The organism is Halomonas sp. BL6 (assembly GCF_006228115.1).
Taxonomy (GTDB): domain Bacteria; phylum Pseudomonadota; class Gammaproteobacteria; order Pseudomonadales; family Halomonadaceae; genus Vreelandella; species Vreelandella piezotolerans.
In genome coordinates, this window is the sequence record NZ_VDGL01000007.1 from 1 (window position 1) to 25,203 (window position 25,203).

The window sequence follows — 25,203 nt, forward strand, 5'->3', positions numbered from 1 at the left end:
GAAGCGAACCAAACTTGGCTCAAGGGTCAAACGAATTCATTCATTAGGCCGAAGCCTGTTTGACGAGTCGCTTGCCTTGATAATGGGTGATTTGTCACCCTCATCGGCAAGCGCCCACATGAATTACCTGATCAAATTGTTAAAGAGCTTTTCGAAGGGCGTTGCCGTTCGATGTGGGGCGTATTTTACGCATTTAACTCCGCGCGTCAACACCTTTTTTTGCCAAACACCTCATCAAGCAGCGGCTAAACGTTTGAGAAGTTCGTCGCGTCGCTGCTCGCTGACAAATGCCTCCTCGATAGCGTAACGATTGAGCATTCGAAAGGTATCTTCATCCCAGCCAAACGCATCGGCACACGCCAAATGGTTCTCCAGCAATCCACCGCCGAAATAGGCAGGGTCGTCGGAGCTAATGGTGACTTTGAGCCCCTCGGCCAACAGTTGGGGCAAAGCGTGGTCACTTAGCCGCTCGACAACTTTCAAGCTGACGTTTGACAGCGGACACACGGTCAGGACCGTTTGCTGATCACGCAAACGCTTGACCACGTCATCGCTTTCCAGACAGCGCACGCCGTGATCGATACGTTGCACTTCTAGGATATCGAGCGCTTGAGCAATGTATTCGGCAGGTCCCTCTTCTCCGGCGTGGGCAACACGGACCAGACCAAGTTCCTTGGCGCGAGCGAACAGCGCTTGAAACTTGACCGGAGGATGATCGCGCTCGGCGCTATCGAGTCCGATAGCATCCAGGAACTTCCAATAGGGAGAGGCCTGTTCAAGCACATGCAACGCTTCATCGGCGGGACGATCACGAAGAAAAGCCATGATCATGCCGATCGTCAAATCCAACGATGCTTCGGCCTCCTCTTTCGCCCGTAGAAGACCGGCCATGACGACTTCGAGCGGTACGCCGCGCTGTAGATGCGCCTGGGGGTCGAAGTGGATGTCGATATGCATCACCCCTTCGCTACGGGCACGCTTAAAATAGTCCATGGCAAGATCGTAAAAGTCTTGCTCATTGCGCAGTACGTTCATGCCTTGGTAATAAAGATCTAAAAACCCTTGAAGGTCTTTGAAATCGTAGGCCGCTTTCGTTTCGTCCACGGACGCATAGGGCAACTCGATCCCGTTACGGGCCGCCAGTGCGAACATGAGCTCAGGCTCCAAGGTGCCTTCAATATGCAAGTGGAGCTCGACTTTGGGAAGTTGACGTAAAAACTCATTCATACGGCGCGCCTGCTTGCGGTTGGGAGAAAGAAGTAGTATCGGTACATAAGCGCCCACCATCAAGGTGCCACCAAGCATCGATCCCAGCCAAAAGCGCCGCGTCCTCGGTTTGATGAACGAAGAAAATCACGGTTCGCCGTGCGAGCCAGCGATCTAGCGCCGCGGCCAAGTGCTTTGCCGTATCGGCGTCTACGCTAGCAAACGGTTCATCCAACAACACAACAGATGGATCGCGCAGCATCAATCTCGCGAAAGCAACCCTTCTTGCCTGACCTCCAGACAATTGCTGGCCTTTTTCGCCCACGTTCGTCGAGAGCCGCTTAGGCTGCTGTGCTACCCAGTCTTCCAAGCCCACCATGTTGAGTACCCGCCACAACTCGTCATCGGTAGCGCTCGGCTTGGCGATCCGTAAATTCGACTCAAGCGTTCCATCGAATAGATCCGTTTGCTGAGTGAGAAAGGCGAAATACTCGGCTCGACTCTCTGTGGAGAGACGATGTGGCGGCACTCCAGCGACACGAATCTCGCCCTGGGTCGGTGCCATACGTCCCATCAACACACTGGCCAACGTCGATTTACCAGATCCCGACACACCAGTAATCACGACTCGGGTATGTGGCAAGAGCGTCGCCTGTACATCGACCAGTGCTGGATACATCGTGTTGGGATAAGCGTAATGAACGGAAACAAGCTGGATGGCATGTTCATCGGCACGATAGGGAAGCCCTTGCATGTCGATTGCAGGCGCTAGGGGTTTGAGAGCATTCAAACGCTGCACGGCTGCGTAACTCGCGCCCAGTTTCAAGAACGCCGCGGGGAGCAACGCGAACACTTCGTTCATTCCCAGCACAGCAATCACGGCCATGACGAGCACCGGACCCACGACCTGCTCTGCCGAAAACGCCAAACTTCCCAGCCATAGCGTGGCGATGAGCATCAGCCCGGTCACCGCAGAAACGAAGGCGTTGCCCAAGGCCAATTTCAAAGCCAAACGACGCTGGTTCTCGGTGGATACTGCTTCGAGATTCTGGATTTTCTGGCGATGCCACCCGCTTGTTTGATAGCTACGCAGCTCCGCAGATGCCTGCACCTGATCCAATACCAATCGACGTAGCTCCTCTTGATCACTGACGTGCTGGTAGCTATTACCGAAGCCGATCCAACCAAAACCGACCGTCACCACTAGCCAAAGCAGCGTGAATACCAAAGCCATCACCACAGCAACCCAAGGTAGCCATATGGCGATGAACCCGGAGACCACGAGTACGGTCAGCAGCGCCGCTACCGGAGGGATCAGACAACGTAAGTAGAGGTTATTGAGTTGATCGATATCTGCCGTTAGACGGCTGAGCCATTCACTTGCACGTTGCCGTTTGAGAGTCGCATCATCCAGGCCTGTCAAATCACCGAACACTCGGTAGCGTAGATCGGCCAACAGGGTAAGCACGGTGCTATGGTTGTATAAACGCTCAACGTACCGCGCCAAAGTCCTCAGCAGGGCAAAAAAGCGGATGCCTCCACCGGGTACGTATACGTCCAACGTCGACGGAAGACCCGCCGCGAGCGCGATCCCCGCCAAGGCGCAGGACACGATGAACCATCCGGACAGTCCTAGTAGTGACAAACCCGCAAGCAAGGTCACCCAAACCAATAAGGCTCCCAACCAGAACTGTTGACGGCGGCGAAGCAGTAACTTAAGCCAAGGCGCAACGTCACGAAAAAGGGCCATCATTGCTTTACCTCCACCAACTGGCCTGAGCGGCATACAAAGTGGCGATTGGCTACCGTCATGACGGCCGGGTGATGCGTCGCCATGACTAGCGTACGCCCCTCACCTGCCCATTCGAGCAGCGCCTGGATGACCACGCTTTCCGTTTCTGCGTCTAAACTTGCCGTCGGTTCATCGAGCAAAATAAGCCGAGCCTGACTAAGATACACGCGCGCCAGCGCAAGCCGCTGCGCCTGTCCACCAGAAAGGCCAACACCACGTTCACCCACGGTCGTTTCCAATCCATGGGGCAAACTTGCCAATAGCTTGCCAAGCCCGGCTCGCTGCAAAGCTTTCACGAGCGCAGCGTCATCCGCCTTTGGAGAAGCAATGCGCAGATTATCAGCTAAAGAGCCCTGCAGTATGCACGGCGCTTGATCCAGCCAAGCAATAGGAATAGAAAGGTCGATGCGGCACACTCCACGAGTAGGCCTCATGAACCCCGCCATGAGTGCCAGCAGTGACGACTTACCGCTACCAGACTCACCGGTAAGCACGGCCACATCGCCCTGCCTTAGCGACATACTCACATCGCTGAGCACCGGCGTACGTTCAGCGTAGCGAATATCGACGCCATCAAGCTCGAGGAGCACGCCAGACGCCGAGGGCGGCAACGGAGAGGAAGCTACTTGGTTGGGTTCGTTGAGAATGGCCACGACGCTCTCAGCGGCGCCAAGGGCAGCAGCACGATCATGATAATGTTGCGACAACGTTCTAAGCGGCTGAAAAAATTCCGGCGCAAGGAGCAACACTGCCAACCCGCTAAACAGCGTCAACTGGGGCGAAGGACCGTAATCGATGTATCCTAGCAAGCCAAAACCAACATACATGGCCACGACAGCAATCGCGACGGAAGCAAAAAACTCCAAGACCGCCGACGATAAGAACGCTAAACGCAGCGTCCGCATACTCAGTCGACGATAGTGATCGGTGGCGTACCACACATCTTGCTGAGCCTCTTTGGTGTGACCAAACAGCTGCAGGGTGGTCATTCCGCGCACTCGGTCGATAAAGTTTGCGGAAAGACGAGAGACGGCCATGAACTGATCACGATTCAATCGCTCAGCCCCCATCCCTACCAATGCCATGAACAGCGGTATTAGTGGGGCGGATAAAAGCAGAAAAAAGGCAACCAGGTAGTCGAGCCAAACGACAATGCTCAGTATCAGCATCGGCAACGCCACGACGATTCTCAGCTGCGGATAAAAGCGAGCGAAGTAACCATCCAGCGCCTCGATGTGCTCCACCGACTGAGTGGCCAATGCCCCACTCTGCTGACGCGTCAACCATGTTGGCCCAAGCGCCGAGATTTTGTCGAGCAGGGTTTGCCTGGCATATTGGCGAATGCGAAGGCTTGCTTTAGCGCTACACGTCTCTTGCAGGGCCTGAAAAAGCGAACGCAGCAAGACAACCACCACGAGGCCAACGAACGGTAGCACGAGTGACCAGGGGGAACGCCCTGCAATGACCAACTGGTCGATCAGCCAAGCAAGCCCCACCACCAGCAGGACGGTTTGCATACCCGCCAGCACGCCCCAAACCGCCGCCCACATCAGCTGTTTCTGCTCGCGTTTGGCAAGCAAGTTAAGCCAATGGCGCGGCGTCATGGCCTCCACCGTATTCACTTCGGGAGGATGGTCTGCCATAGCGTTAGTGGTATCCCTCCCCTACACGCACCTTGCCGCGGAACACCCAGTAGGTCCAAGCGGTATAGGCCAGGATGATCGGGATAACGAACAGCACGCCAATCAGCAGGAACAATTGTGATTCGGGCGCTGACGCGGCGTCCCAAAGTGTGTAATTGGGCGGCACGATAACCGGCCATTTACTGACGATCAGCCCTAAGTAGGTAAAGACATAGATGCCTATCGTTGCTACGAACGGTATCCCTTCATCGCGACGCTTGACGGAGCGATACACCATGAAGGCCGAAAAAAGCGCCAACGCCGGGAAAATCCAGATCAGTTGCAGATGGCCGAACCAACGTTCCCATACCACCGGATTAACGAACGGCGTCCAAATACTGATAATGGCGAACACCCCGAGCACCAGCGCCAGCAACATGGGCGTGATCTTGTAGGCCCAGTCTTGGATATGACCTTCCGATTTGAGGATCAACCAGGTCGCACCAAGCAGAGCGTAGCCCGCCATCAAGCCTAGTCCCGTGAGCACTGAGAACGGCGTCAACCAGTCGAAAGCACCGCCCACGAAAGCAAAGTTTTCGACACGGAAGCCTTGAATGTACGCCCCGACCACGGCCCCTTGGGCAAACGCCGCCACACCGGAACCCCAGCTGAATGCACGGTTCCACCAGCGCCGATTACGACGCGACTTGAAGCGAAATTCAAACGCGACGCCGCGGAAAATCAGCCCGGCCAGCATCAAAAAGACCCCTATGTAAAGCGCTGGCAAAAAGACCGAATACACCAATGGGAAAGCACCGAGCAGGCCCGCGCCCCCCAAAACTAGCCAGGTCTCGTTGCCATCCCATACAGGGGCTACCGAGTTCATCATGACATCGCGGGAATCTTCATCTGGGGCGAAGGGAAACAGTATCCCCAAGCCCAGATCGAAACCATCCATTAATACGTACATCATGATGCCGAAGCCGATGATGCCCGCCCAAATTAGCGTTAAATCAAACATTTCCATGTTCAGCTCCTGACCGGATCGACGTCATCGTCAAAAGGGGTGTGTGCCGCAGAGAATGGGCGCATAGGCCGCTTGAAGTTCTCACTCGTCGTTTCCTGCTCGTCGTGAGGCAGCATGCCATTGCGTACCACGCGAGTGAGGTAGTAAATACCGGCGTAGAACACGACGGCATAGACTGCCACGTAGCCAATCAGAGTGAATAGCGCCATTGGCCCGGTCAGCGACGGCGTCAAGCCCTCGGCATGGGTCATCATGCCGTAAACCAGCCAAGGAGCGCGTCCGGATTCGGTGACGATCCAACCTGCCAACACCGCCGCGAAAGGCATGGGGATCATACAGACCAGCGCCTTTAAATAGCCCGAGTGTTCGTACACTCTGCCCTTGCGACGCATCAGCAGACCAATGAAGGCGGTTGCAATCATCAGCAGACCGATGCCGACCATGACACGGAAAGCCCAAAATACGATGATAACGGGTGGCTGCTCCTCAGGAGCAGCTTCGCTGATCCCAGGAATTACCCCATCGGGAGAGTGGGTCAAGATAATGCTAGCGAGGTTCGGAATGCCGATCTCAAGATGGTTGGTTTGCGCTTCCTGGTCCGGAATGGCAAACAGCAGCAGCGGTACGTTGCTAGACGTTTCCCAATGCCCTTCCATCGCCGCCACTTTAGTCGGCTGATGCTCGAGTGTGTTCAAACCATGAAAGTCCCCGACCACCGCTTGTGCAGGTGTGAGAAAAAGGAGTAGCCACAAGCACATGGAGAGCGCGCGGCGATTGGCCTCTGGATCGCGCCCACGAAGCAGGAACCAAGCGCTGACGCCCGCCACGACGAAACCACCCGTCAAGAAAGACGCCATGGCCATATGGGCAAAGCGATACGGGAAAGAGGGATTGAAGATAGCCTCGAACCAAGAGAGTACGTGGAAGCGGTTGTCGATCAGTTCCACACCGGCAGGCGTGTGCATCCAGCTATTGGCTGACAAAATCCAGAAGGAAGAAATGAACGTACCCACTGCCACCATAATGGCAGCAAACAGGTGCACCCCTTGCGGGACTTTTCCACGGCCAAACAAGAGCACACCGAGGAATGCCGCTTCCAAGAAGAACGCGGTGACGACTTCATAGCTCAGCACGGGCCCCAAGAAGTTGGAGGCGGCCTGGGAAAAGTTGCTCCAATTGGTGCCGAACTGGAAAGACATCACGATACCCGAGACGACGCCCATGCCAAAGACAACGGCAAATACCTTGGTCCAAAACAGCGAAAGGCGGTCCCACGCAGGATTGCCGGTCTTAAAGTACAGCCCATGGAGCAGCGCAATATAGGACGCTAGCCCAATGGTAAAGACTGGAAAGATCGCATGAAACGATACAACGAAGGCGAACTGTATTCGCGATAGTACTAGGGGGTCGAGTTCCATCACACTCTCCTAAGACCTGAGTTGGTATCCCGTCAATGGGTGTCACAAGCTTAGTTGAGCCTTAATGGCACTGCATTTTAGTTATAAGCACTAAGCTTATTCTTTACATGCGTTGTAGTTTACCGGTTCGACCATCGCTATACAGCGTTAGTTTGCCTGAAAAGCTGTGTCGCATTGACGCACACTCTCCAGGCAACACCACTTTGCCGTACTAGGCCATCACCACGATGCTGACCATATAGCCGGTGTAGGCAATAAACATGGTAAAGAGTGCACCACCCTCGATACGGTTGATACGCCGCGGACGCCCACGCCAAGAGAACGCAAACAGCACCATGACGAGCGTCATGAGCGTCATTACGCTCCAATCCCGCATCAGCACTTCACGCCCCGCCTCGATCGGCGCAATGACGCCCGCCAAGCCCACCACGGCCATGCTATTGAAGAGGTTCGAGCCGACAACGTTACCCAGCACCATGTCATGTTCATTGCGGCGCAAGGCGCTGATAGAGGACGCTAATTCAGGTAACGACGTGCCCACCGCCACCACCGTCAAACCGATGATCAAATCACTCACACCAAAACCCACGGCAATTTCAACGGCGCCCCATACCAGCAATCGAGAGCTGGCAATCAATAACACCAATCCAATCAGCGTCCACATGATGGACTTACCGCGAGACATCGGCTTGCTATCCAGGCTTTCGGTCACTTCTGCCATCAACGGATCGTCTTGCTGACCGCGAGCGTTGAAGATGCTCGCCGTAATGAACACGCCAAGCCCGATGAGCAACAGCGCCGCTTCAAGCCGCGATATCCATCCGTCCCATAGCATGTATCCCGTCACTAGCATCACCAAGACGAGTAGCGGCATCTCTTTACGAATTACCCCCGAATGGACGGCGAGAGGCGCCATCAGTGCGACAAAACCCAGCACCAACCCCATGTTGGCAATGTTAGAACCGTAAGCGTTACCCACCGCCAAACCAGGATTGCCTTGCATTGCCGCCAGTACCGAGACCATCATCTCCGGGGCGGATGTACCAAACCCAATCACCAGCATGCCGATCAAGAGCGGCGAAAGCCCTAACCAGCGCGACGTCGCCGCGGCACCGTCGATAAACTTCTCTGCACTCCATATCAGCAGGACCAAGCCCACTACCACAGCAAGAAAGGCGAGTAACATTTCAGTTCCTTAATGTCATAATGTTAGGCACTATCGCGGCTGCATCCTTGTCTAACGAGCCTGTTTGGTCAAGTGCCGTTTGCAAGCGTCGGTTCCGTTCCCTAAATTGACTGGCACCACGCTCCATCGTATTGGTTCTTACCGTCTCATGCACAGAGAGTTTGCTGTTGCCCCATTACTCTTTCATCAAACGGCCTTCTCTGCCGGTTAACTCTCCCGAGGTCGACTGTTTTCCACCTGAGACCCGCACTCAGCGGCGGCGCCTGCGCGCCTGCCATGAGTGTGACTGGGTTTCGGCCCTTCCGCCGCTCAAATCAGGTGAAAAAGCAACCTGCCCGCGCTGTTCACACGTACTGGTAAAGCGCCATCGCTATCCGGCTCAGCGCAGCATGGCGCTCGCACTGGCCTCACTAATAGCACTGTTGGTAGCGATCTCGTTTCCCTTCGTGAGCTTTAGCGTTAGCGGCGTCGGCAATCGCATCGAACTATCACAAACGGCGACGACGCTGATCGCGTTTCATCAGCCCATCGTTGCCATCGCCGTCATGATGACCATACTCGTGCTACCCGCCGTTTATTTAGTGGGTGTGGTATGGCTACAGTTTGGACTCTTGCGAGCGCGACCCATGCCGTTCAGCCGTGATATCGCCCGCTCGCTGGCCCATTTGACCCCATGGATGATGGCGGATGTCTTCATCATTGGCGCCCTGGTCAGCTTGATCAAAATAGCGGGTATGGCGCAAATCGAACTAGGCATCTCCTTTTGGGCGTTTTGCCTCTTCGGTATTTTGCTATTGATGACGGTGCAATCCATCGACGGCGACTGGATGTGGTTCTCGCTCGAAGGCGAGCCCCTTGCCCCTGAGGGCACATTGACCGGTACGACCGCTGCCAACCAAGGTGTCACTGGGTGCCCCACCTGCGGATTGGTCAATCGCATCGAACATGACCGACAGCGATGTTTGCGCTGCCATGAGAAACTGCATACTCGGCTGCCACACAGCCTGCAGCGTACATGGGCGCTGCTGTTTGCCGCCACCGTCATGTACCTTCCGGCCAACCTCTATCCCATCATGACCACCACGAGCTTGGGCAACGCTACGCCCTCCACCATCATTGGGGGAGTCGTTCAGCTCATCCAAATGGGATCATGGCCAGTAGCCGCCGTCATATTCGTAGCCAGTGTCATCGTGCCGGTCGGCAAACTGGTCGCTCTGGCCTGGCTTTGCTTGATGCTCAAACGCAGCAATGAACTCAATGCCCAGAGCCGCACCCGGCTCTATCGTTTGACCGAGTTCATTGGACGCTGGTCCATGGTCGACGTATTCGTGGTGGCCATTTTGGTTGCTCTCATCCGCGCGGGGTCGTTAATGTCGATTACGCCTGGACCAGCCGCCCTGGCGTTTGGCGCGGTGGTCGTGCTCACCATGCTCGCGGCTATGACCTTCGACCCCCGCTTGATATGGGATACTCAACCTTCACGCTCTCTTCGCCGTAAAACGGCCACCAAGGAACCTGTTGATGGCTAACGATTCCATGCCTCAGAACACACCCAACCCAGATCAAGGCGAGTTGCACAAAGCCAAGGCGTCGCCCCAAACACGCTTGTCCCCGATTTGGATCGTGCCGCTGGTTGCCGTGATCATCGGGCTATGGCTGGTTTACGACAACTACTCCAGTCGCGGCACCCTGGTCACGTTGACGATGGAAAGCGCGGAAGGAATCGAGGCGGGCAGTACGCTCATTCGCAGTCGCAACGTCGAGATTGGTCGGGTCCAGAGCGTACGTTTGTCCGATGACCTCTCCCATGCCGTCATGGTGGCACGCATTCAACCCGGGGCGGAAGCTATGCTAAGAGAAGATAGCCGCTTTTGGGTCGTCAAACCGCGTATTGGCCGCGAGGGCATCAGTGGGCTGGGTACCGTTCTTTCAGGTGCCTACATCCAGCTAGAACCGGGTCAGTCAGAAGAGCCACAGCGAGAATTCGAGGTTAGCGATGTACCTCCCGTGGCTCCCGCCGGCCAAGCTGGGTTGCAAATCAACTTGGTGAGCCAACTAGGCAACTCGCTGCGCATCGGCGACCCGGTCTCTTATCAGGGCTACACGGTAGGCCGCGTCGAAGACACGCGCTTTGAACCTGAAACGCGCACCATGCACCATCAAGTTTTCATCGAAGAGCCCTACGCCCAGCTCGTCACCGACAGCACGCGCTTCTGGACGGCCAGCGGGATCGACTTCCGCCTGGATGCCGATGGTGTGAGAGTCAATGTCGAATCCCTCGAAGCGCTATTGGGCGGTGGGGTGACCTTTGGCGTACCGGAAGACCTTCCCATGGGCAAACCTGTGGAGGCCAACACACGCTTTAATCTCTACGCGGACGAAGATACTGCCCGGGAAGGCACGTTCAACCGATACTTGGAGTATGTTTTGCTGGTTGACGACACGGTAAGAGGCTTGTCTCGGGGAGCACCGGTGGAGTTTCGTGGAGTGAGAATCGGCACCGTCGCCGCGGTCCCTTGGAACTTCACGGCGCCACAGCCTGATTCCCGGGCGCGATTCGCCATTCCGGTACTCATTCGCATCGAACCCCAACGCTTGGGTATCGAAAACACCGACATCGACCTAGAGGAGTGGGATGAACGCTTCAAGCGGATGTTTGGGCTAGGTCTGCGCGCCTCGCTTAAGAATGGCAGCCTGCTCACAGGGGCGCTGTTCGTCGACCTTAACTTTCAGCGCGACCTTGCCGATGAGTACGTCGCCGAGCGATTTGCCGAGCGAACCGTGTTCCCCACTGTGGCTGGCGGTTTTGCACAGATTCAGGCACAGGTCACCAGCCTGCTCGAAAAGCTCAACGCGCTGGAAGTCGAACCTCTTCTTGCGGGGCTAGAGCGTAATCTTCAAGCCTCGGAAAGCGTGCTAAACGAGGTTCGCGAGGTCAGTACATCGATCCATCAGTTATTGAACGACCCGGATACTCAGGCGATTGGCGGCAACTTGAACGGCACGTTGGAAGAACTGCGCCGCACACTGGAAGGCGTTTCGCCCTCCTCGCCAGCGTACCAAGAACTGACCGGCGCCATCGAGCGCCTAGATAGACTAATGCGCGATCTACAGCCGCTCACCCGGACGCTGAACGAGAACCCAAGGGCGCTGCTGTTCGATAACTTGGACACCCAGGACCCGATTCCTCGCGCTCCTCGCTAATTAAGGATGACCGTTATGTTACGTCGCTTATCTCTATTTTGGCTGGCGGCTTTTACGAGCCTACTCTTGTCCGCCTGTGCCAGCAGCGTATCTCCACCCACGCGCTATATGTTACCTACAAGCCCGGCGGTCAACGCACCGAGCCGTGCCGAAACAACGCTTCAAGTCAGCCCCCTCCGCCTAGCCCACTATTTGGATGTGGACGGCATCGTAATGCAGCTCGATGACATCACTTTGAATGAAGCGCGCGAGCATCAGTGGGCGGAGAGCATTGGCCGGCAATTAGAACGCGCGTTACGCGCCGAATTAGCCGACCAGCTTCCTAGCGTGCAGGTAGTGCGGGCGGAAGGCAGTCGTCCCAGTGCGCTGACGCTCTCATTGGAAGTGGATCAGTTCCAGGGCCGCTATGATGGCGTTGCAGTGACCAGCGGCCAATGGCAACTGCGCGATAGCGATGGCGAGATGCTCGCCCTAAAAAGCTTCACTGCTGAAACGGTCCTCGATCAGGACGGTTACCCAGCCCTGGTGCGCTCGTTGGGCGAGAGCTGGCAGGTAGTGGCCGAGCAAATCGCCGACCAGTTGAGTCAAGGCGGCTACTTATAACCCCAGGCGTGTTCGCTACGGGTAGCGCGTCGACGTGAGACTTTCGTGTTACACTCACGACCACGACGACGTCACTGTCAGCGCCACCCTGTCTCCCTCTTGTGAAACCCAGAGGTGTCACAAGACGTTTTAACGCCCGTCGCGGCACAGCGTGCTATCTGTCAAACTTCGCTGCCGCGACGGTGTACCATCCTCGCTTTTTTGAACATGACGCTTAGCAGCGCCGCCCATTAGGTGGTGCCGCCTGCTATGCGACTGCGGAGAACGCATGAGCTTTTCTGATCTTGGTCTGCACGACGATTTATTACGCGCGGTGAACGCGCAGGGCTATACACAGCCGACGCCGATTCAACAAAAGGCCATTCCCGTCGTTCTCGAAGGACGCGATCTCCTTGCCAGCGCACAAACCGGCACGGGTAAAACGGCAGGCTTCACACTGCCGATGCTACAGCGCTTGGCAAACGGCAAGCGTCCCGGGAAGCGCCAAGTGCGCGCGCTCGTCCTAACGCCGACCCGCGAGCTGGCGGCACAGGTGGGCGAAAGCGTAGCGGCCTATGGACAACACCTTTCGCTGCGCTCCCACATCATTTTTGGCGGCGTCGGTCAACAGCCCCAAGTCGATGCTTTAAGGCATGGTCTCGACGTGCTGGTCGCTACCCCTGGCCGCCTGCTCGACCTGCACCAGCAAGGGCACGTCGACCTGTCCGCCATTGAAATTCTGGTACTGGATGAGGCGGACCGCATGCTGGACATGGGCTTCATTCACGATATCAAGCGCCTACTGCGCCTGGTCCCCAAGCAACGCCAAAATCTCCTGTTTTCTGCCACATTCTCCAACGAAATCCAAACGTTGGCGCAGCAGCTACTCGATAATCCCGCTCTCATCGAGGTGGCGCCACGCAACACCACGGCAGAAAAAGTCGAGCAAGCGATCTACCGAGTGGATCGCGATAAAAAGCGCGACTTGTTGGCGCACTTGATCCAGCGTCACAACTGGTTTCAGGTACTAGTATTCACTCGCACCAAGCACGGCGCTAACCGGCTAGCCGAGCAACTCTCCAAGCAGGATATCCCTGCCATGGCGATCCACGGCAACAAAAGTCAGGGTGCACGCACGCGTGCGCTCGGTGCGTTCAAGAGCGGCGATTTACAGGTGCTCGTCGCCACTGATATTGCCGCCCGTGGCCTAGACATCAATGAACTTCCCCATGTGGTGAACTTCGATCTGCCCAATGTCGCGGAAGATTACGTTCACCGCATCGGTCGCACAGGGCGTGCGGGCAGCAATGGTGAAGCTGTCTCGTTGGTGTGCATCGACGAGCATGGTCTGCTCAAAAACATCGAGCGACTGATCAATCAAACGTTGCCGAAACACATCGAACCGGGCTTCGAGCCTGACCCCAACGCCAAGCCAGAACCCATCGAAAATGGTCGCCGGAGTCAGCGTCCACCTCGTCGGCGCAAGCAAGATGGGCCATCTACCAATACGGGTGGAGAGCGACGTCGCCGTAGCCGCCGCTAGCCCGCACGCCCGGAATGTGCGAAGGTATCGCCTCGCCTATTCGGGCGTTTTTGCTGAATTAATTCATGGAGTGACTATGGCGTCTTCACAACTCATGGCCGATTATCGCCAATGGCTGGTCTTTCAGCGTCAGGAGCAACTCAGCCGCGAACACCAGGGAATCGCGCAACGCTTGGAGGACGCCCGCGCCTCAGCGAATCAGGTCGTGCAAGCCTACCGCAGCATGGCTGAAAAAGCTGCTGCCGAAGGCGCCTGCTATCGCACGCTTTTCCTACGCGAGCGTGACAACGCGTCACTCCCCTGCGAAGGTTGGCTGTTCGTACGCCGCGTATTGAGTGAAGGGAACAGCACACGTGTTCGTGCCACTCTACTGGAAACCTTCACGCTGGAAGATGGTATCGTGGCACCAGGAGAGAAGCCCGCCAATAAGCTGACGCTCGAAATCTACGATAAACTGGAAATCGACAAAGGCATGCGAACGCAAGTACGCGTCGACTGCCTGGATAACCCGGAAGATTTTCACTTCATCACCCTGCTCGATGCGGTACGCGGCGACCTGCGCCCTCACTTGAAATAAGCCTGCGCCATGGTTTCACGCCACGCTTGCCGCTTCATTGTGTTGATGTTCTTGGTAGGGCTCAATTTGCGCCCTGCCATGTCATCGGTGGCACCGTTACTCAATCGTTTGCAAGAGAACGCAGGGCTCTCAGCCCCAGCAGCGGGCCTCCTGACCACCCTTCCCGTGCTGTTTCTTGGTTTGACGGCACCGCTTGCGCCTATCATCGGTCGTCGACTGGGGAGCGAACGTGCGCTAAGCAGTGCCCTACTTCTGCTGGCCAGCGGTTTATTGATCCGCGTACTACCACTGCCTGGGATGTTGTACGTGGGTACTGCCATGGCAGGAAGCGCTATTGGGCTTGCGGGGACGCTGTTACCCGCGCTGGTCAAACGCGAACTTCCCCAAAATGCGGACCTATTGACCGGACTCTACACTATGGCACTCTGCATGGGAGGCGCGCTAGGTGCCGGGCTCAGCGTCCCGCTGATGCAGTGGCTAGGCGGTTGGCAGGCCAGTTTGGTCAGTTGGGCGCTTTTAGCGCTCGCCACCCTTATCGTTTGGGTTCGCTATGCACCCACGCCTTACTCCTCGAAGGCCATTGGCTCCCCCTCCAGCCTTCCGCTCGTCACGTTACTTAGCAAGCCGCTTACCTGGCAGGTCATGCTGTTCATGGGCATCCAGTCCTCCATGGCCTATATCGTGTTCGGCTGGCTGCCAACACTGCTCATCGAGCGGGGTTACACAGAAGCTACTGCCGGGTGGACGATGGCCGTTTCCATCCTGTGTCAGCTGGCCTCGGCACTGAGCGCCCCATGGATTGCGCGCCTCCATCACGACCAACGCCCTGCCCTCCTGCTGGTATTGATCTGCACGGCGATGGGTCTCGCCTGCTTACTGGCAGCGCCTTTGACCTGGCGCTGGCCAGGCGCCGTATTGCTAGGACTTGGGCAAGGCGGAAGCTTTAGCCTTGCATTAAGCCTACTGGTGTTACGAACTGCCAACGAGCGCTTAGCAGGGCAGCTATCCGGCTTGGTACAGGGCGGCGGATACACATTGGCCGCCTTGGGGCCCTTTGGGGTAGGCTTGATGCTCCAAGCCGGTGCTACCACTGAACATATCGCCTGGCTACTCGTTGGCCTGATTGGCATTTGCGGCATTTTCGCGCTGTTTGCAGGCCGACAGCGGCAACTCGACGACCATAGCGGCCATCTTCAGGTCTATCACCGATAACGTTTAGCTCTCACAGGATACCGCGATGAGCCAAGCTCCTCTTCTAGCCGATACGCCCCACCGCCAAGAGCGGGTATTGGTCATTTACACCGGTGGCACGATTGGCATGCAGCCCCAGGCCAACGGCTTGTCGCCAGCGGGAAATTTTTCCGAGCGCTTAGACAAGGCACTGAGTCAACGGTCACTGCAGGATCAATCCCTGCTTCCCGCCTACGACGTGATGAGCTACTCGCCTTTGATCGACTCTAGCGCCGCAACGCCATTGACGTGGCAGCAGCTTGCCAACGATATCGCCGAACGCTTCGATCAATACCGTGGATTCGTGGTCATCCACGGCACCGACACGCTCAGCTGGACCGCCGCGAGCCTGGCCTATCAGCTCCAAGGCCTGGACCGGCCCGTCGTTTTAACAGGCGCGATGGCACCACTCGAAACCCCCAACGGCGATGGGTTAGGCAATGTGTATGGCGCTTTACGGTTCTCAGCCCATCCTCAATTGCAGGAAGTCGCGGTCTATTTCGCCGATCGTTTACTCAGAGGGGTTCGCGCCATCAAACAACACAGTGAAGCCTCCGATGCCTTCACTTCACCAAGTTACCCACCGCTAGGGGAGCGCGTAGGTGACGATTTCATCCTCTTCCCAAGCCGTGGCTTGGTTTACCAACAGCGCGGCGCACCGCGATTCGAACGATTGGATTATCAACCCGTGGCTCGGGGCGAAGTGGTCCGGATTACTCTTTGGCCAGGAATGGCTGCTTGGCAACTCGACGCATGGCTTGGCCACCCTAACGTCAAAGGGGCGCTGCTACAGCTCTGGGGAGCAGGTAATTTGCCTGATGACCCCGACCTTCTTGCTGTGATCGCCAAAGCCAGCGGCGAAGGCAAGTTGATCGCCGCCATCAGCCAATGCCCCCAGGGTCGCGTAAAGATGGGCGCTTATGCTGCAGGTAATGGCCTCGTGGATGCGGGCGTATTGTCTGGAGACGACATGACACCCGAAGCCGTCTATACCAAGCTGGTCCATCTAATTGCTCAACCGCTTTCACCAGAAGACCGGCGCGAGCGCTTCATGATGCCGCTCGTAGGCGAGCGTTAACGGCAAGACTCCGACTCATACTGGCGTAGCCGCTAATAAACGCTATGGTTAACTTATCTGTTTAACGTTTATTACCCCAATAGGATAGGAAGCGACTTATGGATCAGCCGGTGCATCACTTTAGTGAACTCTTCGAGCAGTTAGGCCTACGCTCGGATGCGGAATCCATCGAGCGCTTCATTCAGCGCCACTCACCTCTACCCAAAGAGATGCCGTTGGCGGATGCACCCTGCTGGAACGAGGGACAAGCCGACTTTCTTAGGGAAGCCGTAGAGGAAGACGCCGATTGGGCCGAGGTGGTCGACCACCTAGATGCGTCTATGCACAAGACCCACTAAGTTCTGGAACTCATGAAGACATTTGACGCGCCGCCTCCAGGCGGCGCCGATACCACGCCCCTAAAAGTAATAGGAGTGTCAATGCCAGCAGTGGCAGCATGACATCCCATTGCAGGGCATCCTCTTCTTCGATGGCTTCCAGCGCGCCATAGATGGCGCTGCTATACACTGCCCATTTGACCGATAACCCAAGACATGCGGCTAGCAGATAGCGACCAAGCGAAATTTTGCCCAACCCTGCTGCGAAATTGATAACCGAGTGGGGAAAACCCGGTAACACTCGTATGGCGCACTGCGTTAGAAGATCACTTCGTGCTTTGAGGTGCTCCATCACCTTTAGCGTCAAGCCTCTAGGCTGCCAGCGCTCACCCAGTCGGGCAGCCAATGCGTATGCCCCCCAGGCCCCCACCACGCTACTGACCGTTAACATCAGTGTGGCTACTAGAGGCGTATAAAACGGAGCAATCAGCCATAGGCCTATGCTACCGGGCAGACCTACGGCAAGTGTCAGCGCCATGGCCACCATCACAGATGCGATCACCGCGGGGTGATGAGACATCGTGGCGGCCCAGCGCCTCAGCGCGGACAAATCAGGGGAGTACCACAGCCAGAGATAAGCCAACATGGCAGCGGCCGCAAAGCTTACTACCCAGCGCCAAGAATGAAGCGACAATTTAGCCATTCAGCCGTGCTTCGACCCGATCGAGAATTTGTCGGCTGACCTTGCCCACCAACGGCTTTGCTGCTTTGTTGACGGCTTTTTCCATTAGGCGATTGCGAATCTCATAATGTAGCGTCAACGCCACCTCCGTGCCCTCGGGTACGGCCCGCAGCTGATACCGGCCTTGATTTTTGACACCCTCCAACGACTCCCAAGCCAGCACATGGGGCGGCTGAATGTCGGTGACGACAACATCGAACGACCAATCCATCCCTACTGCCCGCACGTGCCAGCGATAGCGGTTTTCGCCTAAGCTATCGATGGAGCGAATGAGGTCCGAGTAATCGGCAAAATCTTCGACACGGCGTAGCAGATCAAACACCCGCTCGGGGGGAGCCTTGACGATTTCGCTATGTTCTATCGTGGCCATAAGTGTCTTCCTAACGGCTTGGCCAATTAGCTTAACATGGCAAACCACTCACACACACCGACTGAGACGCACTAGCCCACTGGCTAGATGGTTCGCTATTGCGTAAACTGCCGCCTTTCCGGACCGGACCCCGGAACACTGCCTTGCACCGAGGCAAAGACACATAAATTCTCCGACGATGAGCATTTCGTATGTCCTCTACCGCTTCACCTGGCGCCAAGGCGTCAGCCACCGTCGTGATTTACTCCGGCGGCATGGACTCTTTCACTGTTTTACATCGCGCCATTCGGGAAGGACTCACTGTCCACGCGCTCTCTTTCGACTATGGCCAGCGCCACCGCCGGGAGCTCGACACCGCCCGCCAGGTGTGCGAATCCCTGGGCATTGCTCACCAAGTCGTCGATATTCGCGCCATCCATGGGCTGATCGATAACTCAGCGCTGACCAATAGCGCTATCGACATGCCCACCGGCAATTACGACGCAAACAACCTCAGCGCCACGGTAGTGCCTAATCGCAACATGATTTTGCTCTCCCTGGCCATTGCCAAGGCGGTCAACATTGGCGCGGGGCGGGTGGATTACGGCGCTCATGGGGGCGACCACGTACTCTACCCAGACTGTCGTCCCGAGTTTGTCGATGCCATGAATCACGTTGCAGGTATCGCCAACTTCGAACCCGTGTTACTTCATGCGCCTTATCTAAACGTTCGTAAAGAGGATATTCTGCGCGAAGGGTTAGCCATGGGGCTGGACTATCGCCAGACGTGGACCTGCTACGAAGGCCGCGAACTCGCCTGCGGCCAGTGCGGTAGTTGCCGTGAGCGGTTGGCCGCCTTTGCGGCCAACAATTGCGTCGATCCTCTTGCTTACGCTATCGACACGTCGCAGGGTGGCCGCTGATGTACCACGTCAAAGAGGCTTTCTACACCCTGCAGGGCGAAGGCGCCCAAGCGGGTCGCGCCAGCGTGTTTTGCCGCTTCACCGGCTGCAACCTCTGGTCAGGTAGAGAAGCGGATAGACCTAACGCCAAATGCACCTTTTGCGATACCGATTTCATCGGCACCGATGGGGTCAACGGCGGCCGATTCGAGACCGCAATGGCGCTAGCACTTCATATAAAAGCACTGTGGCCTCGAGAAGTGAGTCAAGCAGTGCCTTACGTGGTGTTCACTGGCGGCGAACCGTTGCTACAACTCGATAGCGCCCTGATCGCCACGTTACATAGCGAAGGCTTCGAAGTGGCCGTTGAGACCAACGGCACGATGCCTGCCCCTGCAGGCATCGACTGGCTCTGTGTGAGTCCCAAGGGCCGCAATCCATTAGCGATCACTCAGGGGGACGAGCTGAAGCTGGTCTACCCTCAGGCGGATGCGCTGCCCGAGCAGTTTACTCACCTCGCTTTCAAGCACTTCTTTTTACAGCCCATGGACCTCAGTGCTGTCGCCCATGCGCAGATAGCTACCGACAGGGCGGACATCGTGAAAGCTACCACTGCCTACTGCATGGCCAACCCCCAGTGGCGTCTGTCACTGCAAACGCACAAAATCGCAGGATTCGAGTAATGGCGCTATTCGTTAATCAACTAACCCACGTCGATGTTTCCCTTTGGTGCTCTGTGAGCGGGCTGGTTGGCTGTAGCTGGCAGGTAGATGCCCAGCTTGAGGGAGAGCTAGGCGAGGATGGCATGCTGTTCGACTTCGGCGAAGTCAAACCATGGATCAAGCGCACCCTGGATAGCGGATTGGATCACACCTTACTGGTTCCCACCCAAGCACCTGGGGTCGAGATCAGCGAGTGCGATGAAGGCGTTTGCCTCCGTACCACCCACCCCTACCCCATGGAAGTTCGTGGACCGGCAGAGGCGTTTACGCTGCTGCCTTGGGAATCGATCTCCCTAGCACGCGTCACCCGTTATCTCAGCGATCAACTCACCGAGCAGCGACCAGCCAACGTGGAACGTGTAATGCTGACGCTTAGTAATGAGCGTGTAGATGGCGCAGCCTATGGCTACAGTCATGGACTTAAGCGCCATTTGGGGAATTGCCAGCGCATCGCCCACGGCCACCGCTCTCGCTTACATATTTTCCAAGAGCAGCAGAGACAGCCGTCGCTGGAACGGCAGTGGGGCGCTTGGCTAGACAACCGGTATTTGCTGGAAGAAGCGGACATGACAGAGCATAGCGAAACGCAACTGACTTGCCGCTATGAGGCTGCTCAAGGCCGTTTCTCGATCACCTTGCCAACCGAGCGGTGTTGCGTGCTACCCAAACCCACCACCGTCGAAAACATCGCTCAATGGCTGGCCAATCAGATTGCCGAAAAGACGGGAATAGTGACCGAAGTTCATGCGTTCGAGGGCATAAACAAAGGTGCGACGGCACTGGCGACACCATGAGCGAGCTCATTGCCAGTGACAGCACCGTTGGTTGTCGTCCAGGCTGCGGTGCATGCTGCATCGCGCCGTCTATAACCTCCCCCATTCCGGGGATGCCCCATGGAAAACCGGCGGGCGTACGCTGCGTTCACCTAGACGACCACCATCTATGCATGCTGTTTGGCAGTCCGCAGCGACCGGACGTATGCGGTCAATTCGATTATGACCCTATGGTATGTGGCGAACACCGTAATGAGGCGCTCGCCACGCTATCATGGCTGGAGCAGAGCACGCGCTAAATGGCCTACGTCTCCTTTTCGACGCTTAGCGTGTGAGGCAAACGTCGATCCAACAAGCTTACCCAGCGCACCAGCACCGGCGCATCACTATGACTTACCTCCCCCAACAGGCGCCGGAACGCTTCTTTTGCCGCCTGGTCATGGGGAGCAATACGCGTCAACCAGAGCTCCAGGGCCGCTAGTTCCTGATGGCGATTGCCATGTTCTCGCGCCTGGTTGATTGCCATATCGGCCAAGGCTCTCACTTCACTGGCGGGATGACCCAGCAAATCACGCACCCTAGCCAGCTGTGTCGCCAGCTCGGGCAAAAATAGTGTGGTGCGCTCTCGGGCAATCACCAAGCACTGATCCAGGTACTCTTCGGCGGCCTTCAACTCACCAAGCTCGATACAGGCGTCCGAATACCATAAAACAGGACGTTGGAACCGGTCACGCCCGTTCAGCTCGGCCATCTGATCCAGACTGTCTCTCAGTTGCACCAACCCGGCATGATCTCCCGCCATGGCCTTCTGCCAGCCCAGCATGCCCTGAGCAGAAATCTGCCACAGCTGTAGATCAGGCGTTCCCGTCATCGCCGCCGCACGCTCAGCGTGACGGGCAGCGAGATGTACATGGCCCAGCTGGCGATACAAAGCGGCGGCGAACAACAGCGCCATGGCCAGTGTCCCTGGATGGCCGATTTTCTCGGCCAACCGAATGGCCGACGACACGTGTCGTTCGGCGCGCTGATAGTCACCGCGCAAACAGAGCGCCCACCCCTGAAAGCAGGCCGCCGTTACCTGCGGGTGATCCGAAAACGGCAGCCACTCGATCATCATGGGCGCATTGAGTGGATCGATTTCATCCAAGTGATCATGAGCCTGCTGAATGCGCCCTGCCCAATATTCACAGTGTGCCCGGGCGTAGTCGGCCAGACGCCGATAGCGGGGGTCCTCCAGGCGTTCGGCGATATCTGCTAGCGTCGAGGCGAGGGCAAACGCATCTGCATGGGCATAGCGCTGGCTGCGGCCCACCCATAGCCCCCACTTCACCAAGAAAATTTGCTCGAGATCCTCCGGGTCGTCCGGCGTATCGCCACCCGATTGACGCAGTAACTCCCGCGCGCGCACGAAACTCTCATGAGCCGTGGGCGAGCCGTGGCCCTCTAGCGCAAAGGCTGCTTGGCCACGAACGGTCAGCAGACTCACCTCGCGCTCCACCTCATGCTCGACATGGCGCAAGCTCGCCAAACCAAAGTCCGCCATCCGCAGCGCCGTTCGGTTGGCGCTTACTTTTAGCGCTTCACGGGCAGACAGCTCGAAATAGCGCGCACCCCGGGCATAGTGACCGCTACGCCGTAGGTGAGTCGCGAAATCTCCAGGATGGCGGCTGATCCATACTGGGAAACGCTCTTCGATCAAGGTAACGACCTGCTGGTGTAACTTGACCCGCACGTCGCGAGGACAGGAGAGGTACGCCGCCTCCTGCAGCAACTGATGGCTAAACTGGTATTCGTGCTCAGCGCTCTCTTTATCAACCGGCTCGATGACCTCCAGTTGACGCATGTGCTCCACCGCTTGCGAGAGCCGCGCCTTCTCCCATCCGCTGCATTCAGCCAAGAAATCCAAGCGAAAACGCTTGCCCAGAACGGCGGCAATATGAGCAATCTCTCGATCGCCTTCCAACTGGTCGATACGACTCGCCAACAGCCCCAGTAAACCCTTGGGCAACTCGTCGAACTGAACGCTGCGACCTTCGCGTCGATCCATATCGAGCCGTCGGCAAATCTCCTGCATATAGAGCGGGACGCCGTCACAGCGCTCAATGATCTGGTTGCGCAAACGGGGACTCAAATGCATACGGTAGCGACGCGACAACTGCGAGAGCAGCCGCGAGGATTGCAGTGCATCAAGCTTTCCGAGGCTGATCTGTTGATCCCAATGCAGCTTGACCGGCAGCGCCTCTCGACCGTGATGGCTAGCCACCAGCATGAAGGCCGTATTGATCGGCAGGCGGGCCTGTAAACCAGCAAGGACCTTGAAGGAGGGCTCGTCTAGCCACTGCAAGTCATCGACCATCAAGACGAGCGTCTGGGCACTAGCGCGCTGATCGATCAGACGATGCAGCAGCTTCACGACCAGCTCGACCGCTTCACCATTTTGTGTGAGCTGGGTAATTTCCTGAACGTCTCTCACCCCTAGCGCTTCTTCGAGCAATTGTTGACGCGCAGCGTCCAGCGGCGCGTCGCCTAGCGCTGCTTGCAACTGGTGCAACCCTGCTAACGTCGGCGTAGTATCCAGGTGCCACGCCAGCAGCGTTCGCGCCACCCCATAGGGCTCTAGTACGGACAAGCGCGTGGTAGGCTGCCAACAGATTGCAGCGTCGCGGCTTAGCTCTAGCTGACGAAACCCCACCATCAACGCCGATTTCCCCATTCCAGAGGCACCGCGTACGAGAACGCTTTGGCGTAAACCAATACCTGCGCGCGCCAGAGCATCGCGCAGGGTTCGCAGCGACGTCTCGCGGCCGACCAAGCTTGGCGGTAGCGCGTCGCGGCCACCCTCGTTCTGGCCCAACACCAGTGCGCGTAAGCGAACGCGTCCATCACTGGCCACCAGCCGCGAGACCAAACGCGGCTGTAGGTCTAGTGCCGGCGGCATGTGCTGACTGGCTTCTTGGGAAATCACCAGCTCACTGCCTTCGGCGGCACTCATCAACTCGAGCGATACCTGAGTGACCTGGCCCAGGGGATCGGCTAGCTGACGCTCGGGCAAATAGACTACCCGTCCACTATTGAGACCTGCCGCTAGCTCGAAGGTGGGGGCCTCGCCGTCACCACTCCAGTGGCGTTCGGTTTCTTGACTGAGCGCCTGCTGGCAATGCTCGTAAAGCGCCACTAGCTCGGCAAGCTGGTGCGCCGGACCATGAGTACCAAAGCACGCCAACCCCAATCCCCCTGTGGCTCCTGGCAACCAAAAACCACCCAAGTGATGGCACTGCTGTTCTAGCCAGCGCATCAGTTCCAGTTGAAGCGCCAGGCAGTTACGGGTGGCAGCGCGATCTTGCCAGTCCCCTTTCAAACGTAAACGAATCGCCATGACCGACAATTGGCGAAGTTCGATCTCATCTTCACGCAGCGGCTTGCTATCGGCGGCCAACGCACGAGAGAAAGCTCCCTGGGGAGACATCGCTCGTGGGTCATGGTGGCCGTCGGACCAATAGCTCGCCAATTGCAAAAAACTAGGCTCAGGTTGCTGGCCCGACAGCGCCAGCAACTGTAAGTAGCTATTGTATTGCTCATGAGCAGCCGCCATTTGATTCTGCTCCGCCAACTGGCGCACTAACCGCTCATGGAAAGGTCCATAGCCCGAAAAGCGGCTTACCAAGCCCTCCAGCATATCGTTAGGCGTCTCGTCATGGCTCTCCAACACCTGTTCGGCGAAGCGTATGACACGCTGGCGCCATTCGTTACGCACCTGCACCAGCCAGCGCTGAAACTCGCTACAGTTGGACAACTGCAGCTCCTCGATGAGGTCACCCTGGTAGCAGGCCATTACCTCTTCGAGCGTATCAAGATCCTTTGGGCCTTCCAGCAATTGCTGCAAATCGTGTAGATCGACTTGCCAATGGGCAGGTAGATGAAAAGCGATCGTCTGACGAGAAACGTTCAGCACTTGGTCAGCGCTTTCCCCCATCGACTGCCGCAGGCAGTGCAGCGCATGGCGTAAGTTGGTACGGCCAGACGATAATCCCTGATCTGGCCAGAGCAGCTCTGCCAGCGCTGCCCGATTGACCGGCTGGCGATGCAACAGCAGGTACACCAGCAGAGCTTTCACTTTGTCGTAACTAAAATGAGTGAGTACGTCCTCTCCCTGCGTCAAGGAGAAGTGACCAAACAAGGTCAGCTGATCTGTCTGTTGAGCATCGCGCATGGAATACTTCCTGCCTGGCTAGCGGCGGCTTAGGCGGGCACACCGCTATGAAAACGAAACGCCGTATCCGGAGCAGTGATCAACTCCGCTTCACGTGCGATAAAGAAGGCAATACGATCATCGATCGGCTCTGCAGTCTGTTGACGAGCCAACAGCAGATAATCTTCGAAATGGCGTCCTTCGGATTTCACAAGCGTGCGGTAAAACTTTGCCAGCTCTTCGTCGAGATAAGGGATGAGACGTGCGAACCGCTCACAGCTACGCGCTTCGATCAGGGCACCGATAATCAATACATCGATCAAGCGCTCTGGATCATGACTGCGCACATGCTGTCGCAGCCCTTCGGCATAGCGCGACGCAGTGAGGTGGTGGTACGTCACTCCGCGCTTCTCCATGAGACCGACTACCTGCTCGAAGTGGAGCAGCTCTTCACGGGCCAACTGAGACATTTTACTGAGCAAAAGCGGTTGATCGACGTAGCGATACAGTAGGCTCATGGCCGTAGAAGCCGCTTTCTTTTCGCACTGCGCATGATCGATCAGCAGTATGTCCGGATTGGTAAGCGCCCACTGAAGCCAGCTATCCGGTGTGGGGCAGGCCAGAAACGCATGCAGGCTTTCTGGCAGCAAATCTTCCGCCTGCATGGCGTGGTCTGCTGTTTTAAGTTCGACTAATTGTATAGACATATTACCGCTACCGAGCGTTTATCACACTATTGTACAA

The 25,203-nt window shown here is 56.9% G+C and carries 22 protein-coding genes; 12 read left to right on the forward strand and 10 right to left on the reverse strand.

Going from position 1 to position 25,203, the window contains the following annotated elements; all coding sequences use genetic code 11:
• Positions 1-234: 234 nt before the first annotated feature.
• From FHJ80_RS14345 to FHJ80_RS14370, 6 genes are all read right to left on the reverse strand, one after another.
• Complete coding sequence (locus FHJ80_RS14345) at positions 235-1,227, reverse strand: adenosine deaminase (protein WP_139528014.1); 993 nt, start codon at positions 1,225-1,227, stop codon at positions 235-237.
• Positions 1,220-2,959, reverse strand: a complete 1,740-nt coding sequence (gene cydC / locus FHJ80_RS14350) for a thiol reductant ABC exporter subunit CydC (RefSeq protein ID WP_139528015.1) — start codon at positions 2,957-2,959, stop codon at positions 1,220-1,222. Before cydC ends, FHJ80_RS14345 begins: the two co-directional genes overlap by 8 nt.
• A complete protein-coding gene (gene cydD, locus FHJ80_RS14355) occupies positions 2,956-4,641 on the reverse strand; it encodes a thiol reductant ABC exporter subunit CydD (RefSeq protein ID WP_139528016.1) in 1,686 nt (561 codons plus the stop codon). The genes cydC and cydD overlap by 4 nt, the downstream gene beginning before the upstream one ends.
• A 4-nt stretch (positions 4,642-4,645) precedes the next feature.
• The gene (gene cydB, locus FHJ80_RS14360) at positions 4,646-5,647 is read right to left on the reverse strand and encodes a cytochrome d ubiquinol oxidase subunit II (protein WP_139528017.1); all 1,002 of its coding nucleotides are present in this window, start codon (positions 5,645-5,647) and stop codon (positions 4,646-4,648) included.
• Between the two features lie 2 nt (positions 5,648-5,649).
• Positions 5,650-7,065, reverse strand: a complete 1,416-nt coding sequence (locus FHJ80_RS14365; RefSeq protein WP_139528018.1) for a cytochrome ubiquinol oxidase subunit I — start codon at positions 7,063-7,065, stop codon at positions 5,650-5,652.
• Positions 7,066-7,276: 211 nt separating this feature from the next.
• A complete protein-coding gene (locus tag FHJ80_RS14370; protein ID WP_139528019.1) occupies positions 7,277-8,251 on the reverse strand; it encodes a calcium/sodium antiporter in 975 nt (324 codons plus the stop codon).
• 167 nt (positions 8,252-8,418) lie between these two features.
• On the opposite strand from FHJ80_RS14370, the gene FHJ80_RS14375 reads away from it, so the two are divergent.
• The 8 genes from FHJ80_RS14375 to FHJ80_RS14410 all read left to right on the forward strand — a co-directional run bounded on the left by FHJ80_RS14375 (position 8,419) and on the right by FHJ80_RS14410 (position 16,803).
• A complete protein-coding gene (locus tag FHJ80_RS14375) occupies positions 8,419-9,780 on the forward strand; it encodes a paraquat-inducible protein A (RefSeq protein ID WP_139528020.1) in 1,362 nt (453 codons plus the stop codon).
• Positions 9,773-11,455: an intermembrane transport protein PqiB gene (gene pqiB, locus FHJ80_RS14380; RefSeq protein WP_139528021.1), complete on the forward strand. Its 1,683-nt coding sequence runs from the start codon at positions 9,773-9,775 to the stop codon at positions 11,453-11,455. The genes FHJ80_RS14375 and pqiB overlap by 8 nt, the downstream gene beginning before the upstream one ends.
• Before the next feature lie 15 nt (positions 11,456-11,470).
• Positions 11,471-12,058 (forward strand): membrane integrity-associated transporter subunit PqiC, encoded by a 588-nt coding sequence (locus FHJ80_RS14385; RefSeq protein WP_255303966.1) that lies wholly within the window; start codon positions 11,471-11,473, stop codon positions 12,056-12,058.
• Between the two features lie 268 nt (positions 12,059-12,326).
• A complete protein-coding gene (locus FHJ80_RS14390; protein ID WP_139528023.1) occupies positions 12,327-13,580 on the forward strand; it encodes a DEAD/DEAH box helicase in 1,254 nt (417 codons plus the stop codon).
• Between the two features lie 76 nt (positions 13,581-13,656).
• Complete coding sequence (locus FHJ80_RS14395; protein WP_139528024.1) at positions 13,657-14,157, forward strand: hypothetical protein; 501 nt, start codon at positions 13,657-13,659, stop codon at positions 14,155-14,157.
• A 9-nt stretch (positions 14,158-14,166) separates the two neighbouring features.
• Entirely contained in the window at positions 14,167-15,369 is a 1,203-nt protein-coding gene (locus FHJ80_RS14400; RefSeq protein WP_139528025.1) for an MFS transporter, read from the forward strand.
• A 25-nt stretch (positions 15,370-15,394) separates the two neighbouring features.
• Positions 15,395-16,465, forward strand: coding sequence for an asparaginase (locus tag FHJ80_RS14405; RefSeq protein WP_139528026.1), 1,071 nt, complete (start codon positions 15,395-15,397; stop codon positions 16,463-16,465).
• Positions 16,466-16,563: 98 nt separating this feature from the next.
• Positions 16,564-16,803, forward strand: a complete 240-nt coding sequence (locus FHJ80_RS14410) for a DUF2789 domain-containing protein (RefSeq protein WP_139528027.1) — start codon at positions 16,564-16,566, stop codon at positions 16,801-16,803.
• 10 nt (positions 16,804-16,813) lie between these two features.
• Here the strand turns inward: FHJ80_RS14410 and FHJ80_RS14415 are convergent, their stop codons facing one another.
• Both FHJ80_RS14415 and FHJ80_RS14420 read right to left on the reverse strand, forming a co-directional pair.
• A complete protein-coding gene (locus tag FHJ80_RS14415; protein WP_139528028.1) occupies positions 16,814-17,485 on the reverse strand; it encodes a TVP38/TMEM64 family protein in 672 nt (223 codons plus the stop codon).
• The gene (locus FHJ80_RS14420) at positions 17,478-17,894 is read right to left on the reverse strand and encodes an SRPBCC family protein (RefSeq protein WP_139528029.1); all 417 of its coding nucleotides are present in this window, start codon (positions 17,892-17,894) and stop codon (positions 17,478-17,480) included. Before FHJ80_RS14420 ends, FHJ80_RS14415 begins: the two co-directional genes overlap by 8 nt.
• A 191-nt stretch (positions 17,895-18,085) precedes the next feature.
• Here FHJ80_RS14420 and queC point away from each other — a divergent pair, with 191 nt between their 5' ends.
• Genes queC through FHJ80_RS14440 form a run of 4 tightly spaced genes read left to right on the forward strand, consistent with a single transcriptional unit; the run spans position 18,086 to position 20,569 of the window.
• A complete protein-coding gene (gene queC / locus FHJ80_RS14425) occupies positions 18,086-18,796 on the forward strand; it encodes a 7-cyano-7-deazaguanine synthase QueC (RefSeq protein WP_139528030.1) in 711 nt (236 codons plus the stop codon).
• Entirely contained in the window at positions 18,796-19,458 is a 663-nt protein-coding gene (gene queE / locus FHJ80_RS14430; protein ID WP_139528031.1) for a 7-carboxy-7-deazaguanine synthase, read from the forward strand. Before queC ends, queE begins: the two co-directional genes overlap by 1 nt.
• Entirely contained in the window at positions 19,458-20,291 is an 834-nt protein-coding gene (locus FHJ80_RS14435) for a 6-carboxytetrahydropterin synthase (RefSeq protein ID WP_139528032.1), read from the forward strand. Before queE ends, FHJ80_RS14435 begins: the two co-directional genes overlap by 1 nt.
• The gene (locus FHJ80_RS14440; protein WP_139528033.1) at positions 20,288-20,569 is read left to right on the forward strand and encodes a YkgJ family cysteine cluster protein; all 282 of its coding nucleotides are present in this window, start codon (positions 20,288-20,290) and stop codon (positions 20,567-20,569) included. The genes FHJ80_RS14435 and FHJ80_RS14440 overlap by 4 nt, the downstream gene beginning before the upstream one ends.
• A gap of 5 nt (positions 20,570-20,574) precedes the next feature.
• Here the strand turns inward: FHJ80_RS14440 and FHJ80_RS14445 are convergent, their stop codons facing one another.
• Positions 20,575-24,480: an AAA family ATPase gene (locus FHJ80_RS14445; RefSeq protein ID WP_139528034.1), complete on the reverse strand. Its 3,906-nt coding sequence runs from the start codon at positions 24,478-24,480 to the stop codon at positions 20,575-20,577.
• Between the two features lie 29 nt (positions 24,481-24,509).
• Entirely contained in the window at positions 24,510-25,166 is a 657-nt protein-coding gene (locus tag FHJ80_RS14450) for a tRNA-(ms[2]io[6]A)-hydroxylase (protein ID WP_139528035.1), read from the reverse strand.
• Positions 25,167-25,203 lie beyond the last annotated feature (37 nt).

Bases quoted from the DNA above. Each gene is read 5' to 3' on its own strand.
- FHJ80_RS14345 (WP_139528014.1), bottom strand. From the start codon at position 1,227: ATGAATGAGTTTTTACGTCAACTTCCCAAAGTCGAGCTCCACTTGCAT.
- cydC (WP_139528015.1), bottom strand. From the start codon at position 2,959: ATGATGGCCCTTTTTCGTGACGTTGCGCCTTGGCTTAAGTTACTGCTT.
- cydD (WP_139528016.1), bottom strand. From the start codon at position 4,641: ATGGCAGACCATCCTCCCGAAGTGAATACGGTGGAGGCCATGACGCCG.
- cydB (WP_139528017.1), bottom strand. From the start codon at position 5,647: ATGGAAATGTTTGATTTAACGCTAATTTGGGCGGGCATCATCGGCTTC.
- FHJ80_RS14365 (WP_139528018.1), bottom strand. From the start codon at position 7,065: ATGGAACTCGACCCCCTAGTACTATCGCGAATACAGTTCGCCTTCGTT.
- FHJ80_RS14370 (WP_139528019.1), bottom strand. From the start codon at position 8,251: ATGTTACTCGCCTTTCTTGCTGTGGTAGTGGGCTTGGTCCTGCTGATA.
- pqiB (WP_139528021.1), top strand. From the start codon at position 9,773: ATGGCTAACGATTCCATGCCTCAGAACACACCCAACCCAGATCAAGGC.
- FHJ80_RS14385 (WP_255303966.1), top strand. From the start codon at position 11,471: ATGTTACGTCGCTTATCTCTATTTTGGCTGGCGGCTTTTACGAGCCTA.
- FHJ80_RS14390 (WP_139528023.1), top strand. From the start codon at position 12,327: ATGAGCTTTTCTGATCTTGGTCTGCACGACGATTTATTACGCGCGGTG.
- FHJ80_RS14395 (WP_139528024.1), top strand. From the start codon at position 13,657: ATGGCGTCTTCACAACTCATGGCCGATTATCGCCAATGGCTGGTCTTT.
- FHJ80_RS14400 (WP_139528025.1), top strand. From the start codon at position 14,167: ATGGTTTCACGCCACGCTTGCCGCTTCATTGTGTTGATGTTCTTGGTA.
- FHJ80_RS14405 (WP_139528026.1), top strand. From the start codon at position 15,395: ATGAGCCAAGCTCCTCTTCTAGCCGATACGCCCCACCGCCAAGAGCGG.
- FHJ80_RS14410 (WP_139528027.1), top strand. From the start codon at position 16,564: ATGGATCAGCCGGTGCATCACTTTAGTGAACTCTTCGAGCAGTTAGGC.
- FHJ80_RS14415 (WP_139528028.1), bottom strand. From the start codon at position 17,485: ATGGCTAAATTGTCGCTTCATTCTTGGCGCTGGGTAGTAAGCTTTGCG.
- FHJ80_RS14420 (WP_139528029.1), bottom strand. From the start codon at position 17,894: ATGGCCACGATAGAACATAGCGAAATCGTCAAGGCTCCCCCCGAGCGG.
- queC (WP_139528030.1), top strand. From the start codon at position 18,086: ATGTCCTCTACCGCTTCACCTGGCGCCAAGGCGTCAGCCACCGTCGTG.
- queE (WP_139528031.1), top strand. From the start codon at position 18,796: ATGTACCACGTCAAAGAGGCTTTCTACACCCTGCAGGGCGAAGGCGCC.
- FHJ80_RS14435 (WP_139528032.1), top strand. From the start codon at position 19,458: ATGGCGCTATTCGTTAATCAACTAACCCACGTCGATGTTTCCCTTTGG.
- FHJ80_RS14440 (WP_139528033.1), top strand. From the start codon at position 20,288: ATGAGCGAGCTCATTGCCAGTGACAGCACCGTTGGTTGTCGTCCAGGC.
- FHJ80_RS14445 (WP_139528034.1), bottom strand. From the start codon at position 24,480: ATGCGCGATGCTCAACAGACAGATCAGCTGACCTTGTTTGGTCACTTC.
- FHJ80_RS14450 (WP_139528035.1), bottom strand. From the start codon at position 25,166: ATGTCTATACAATTAGTCGAACTTAAAACAGCAGACCACGCCATGCAG.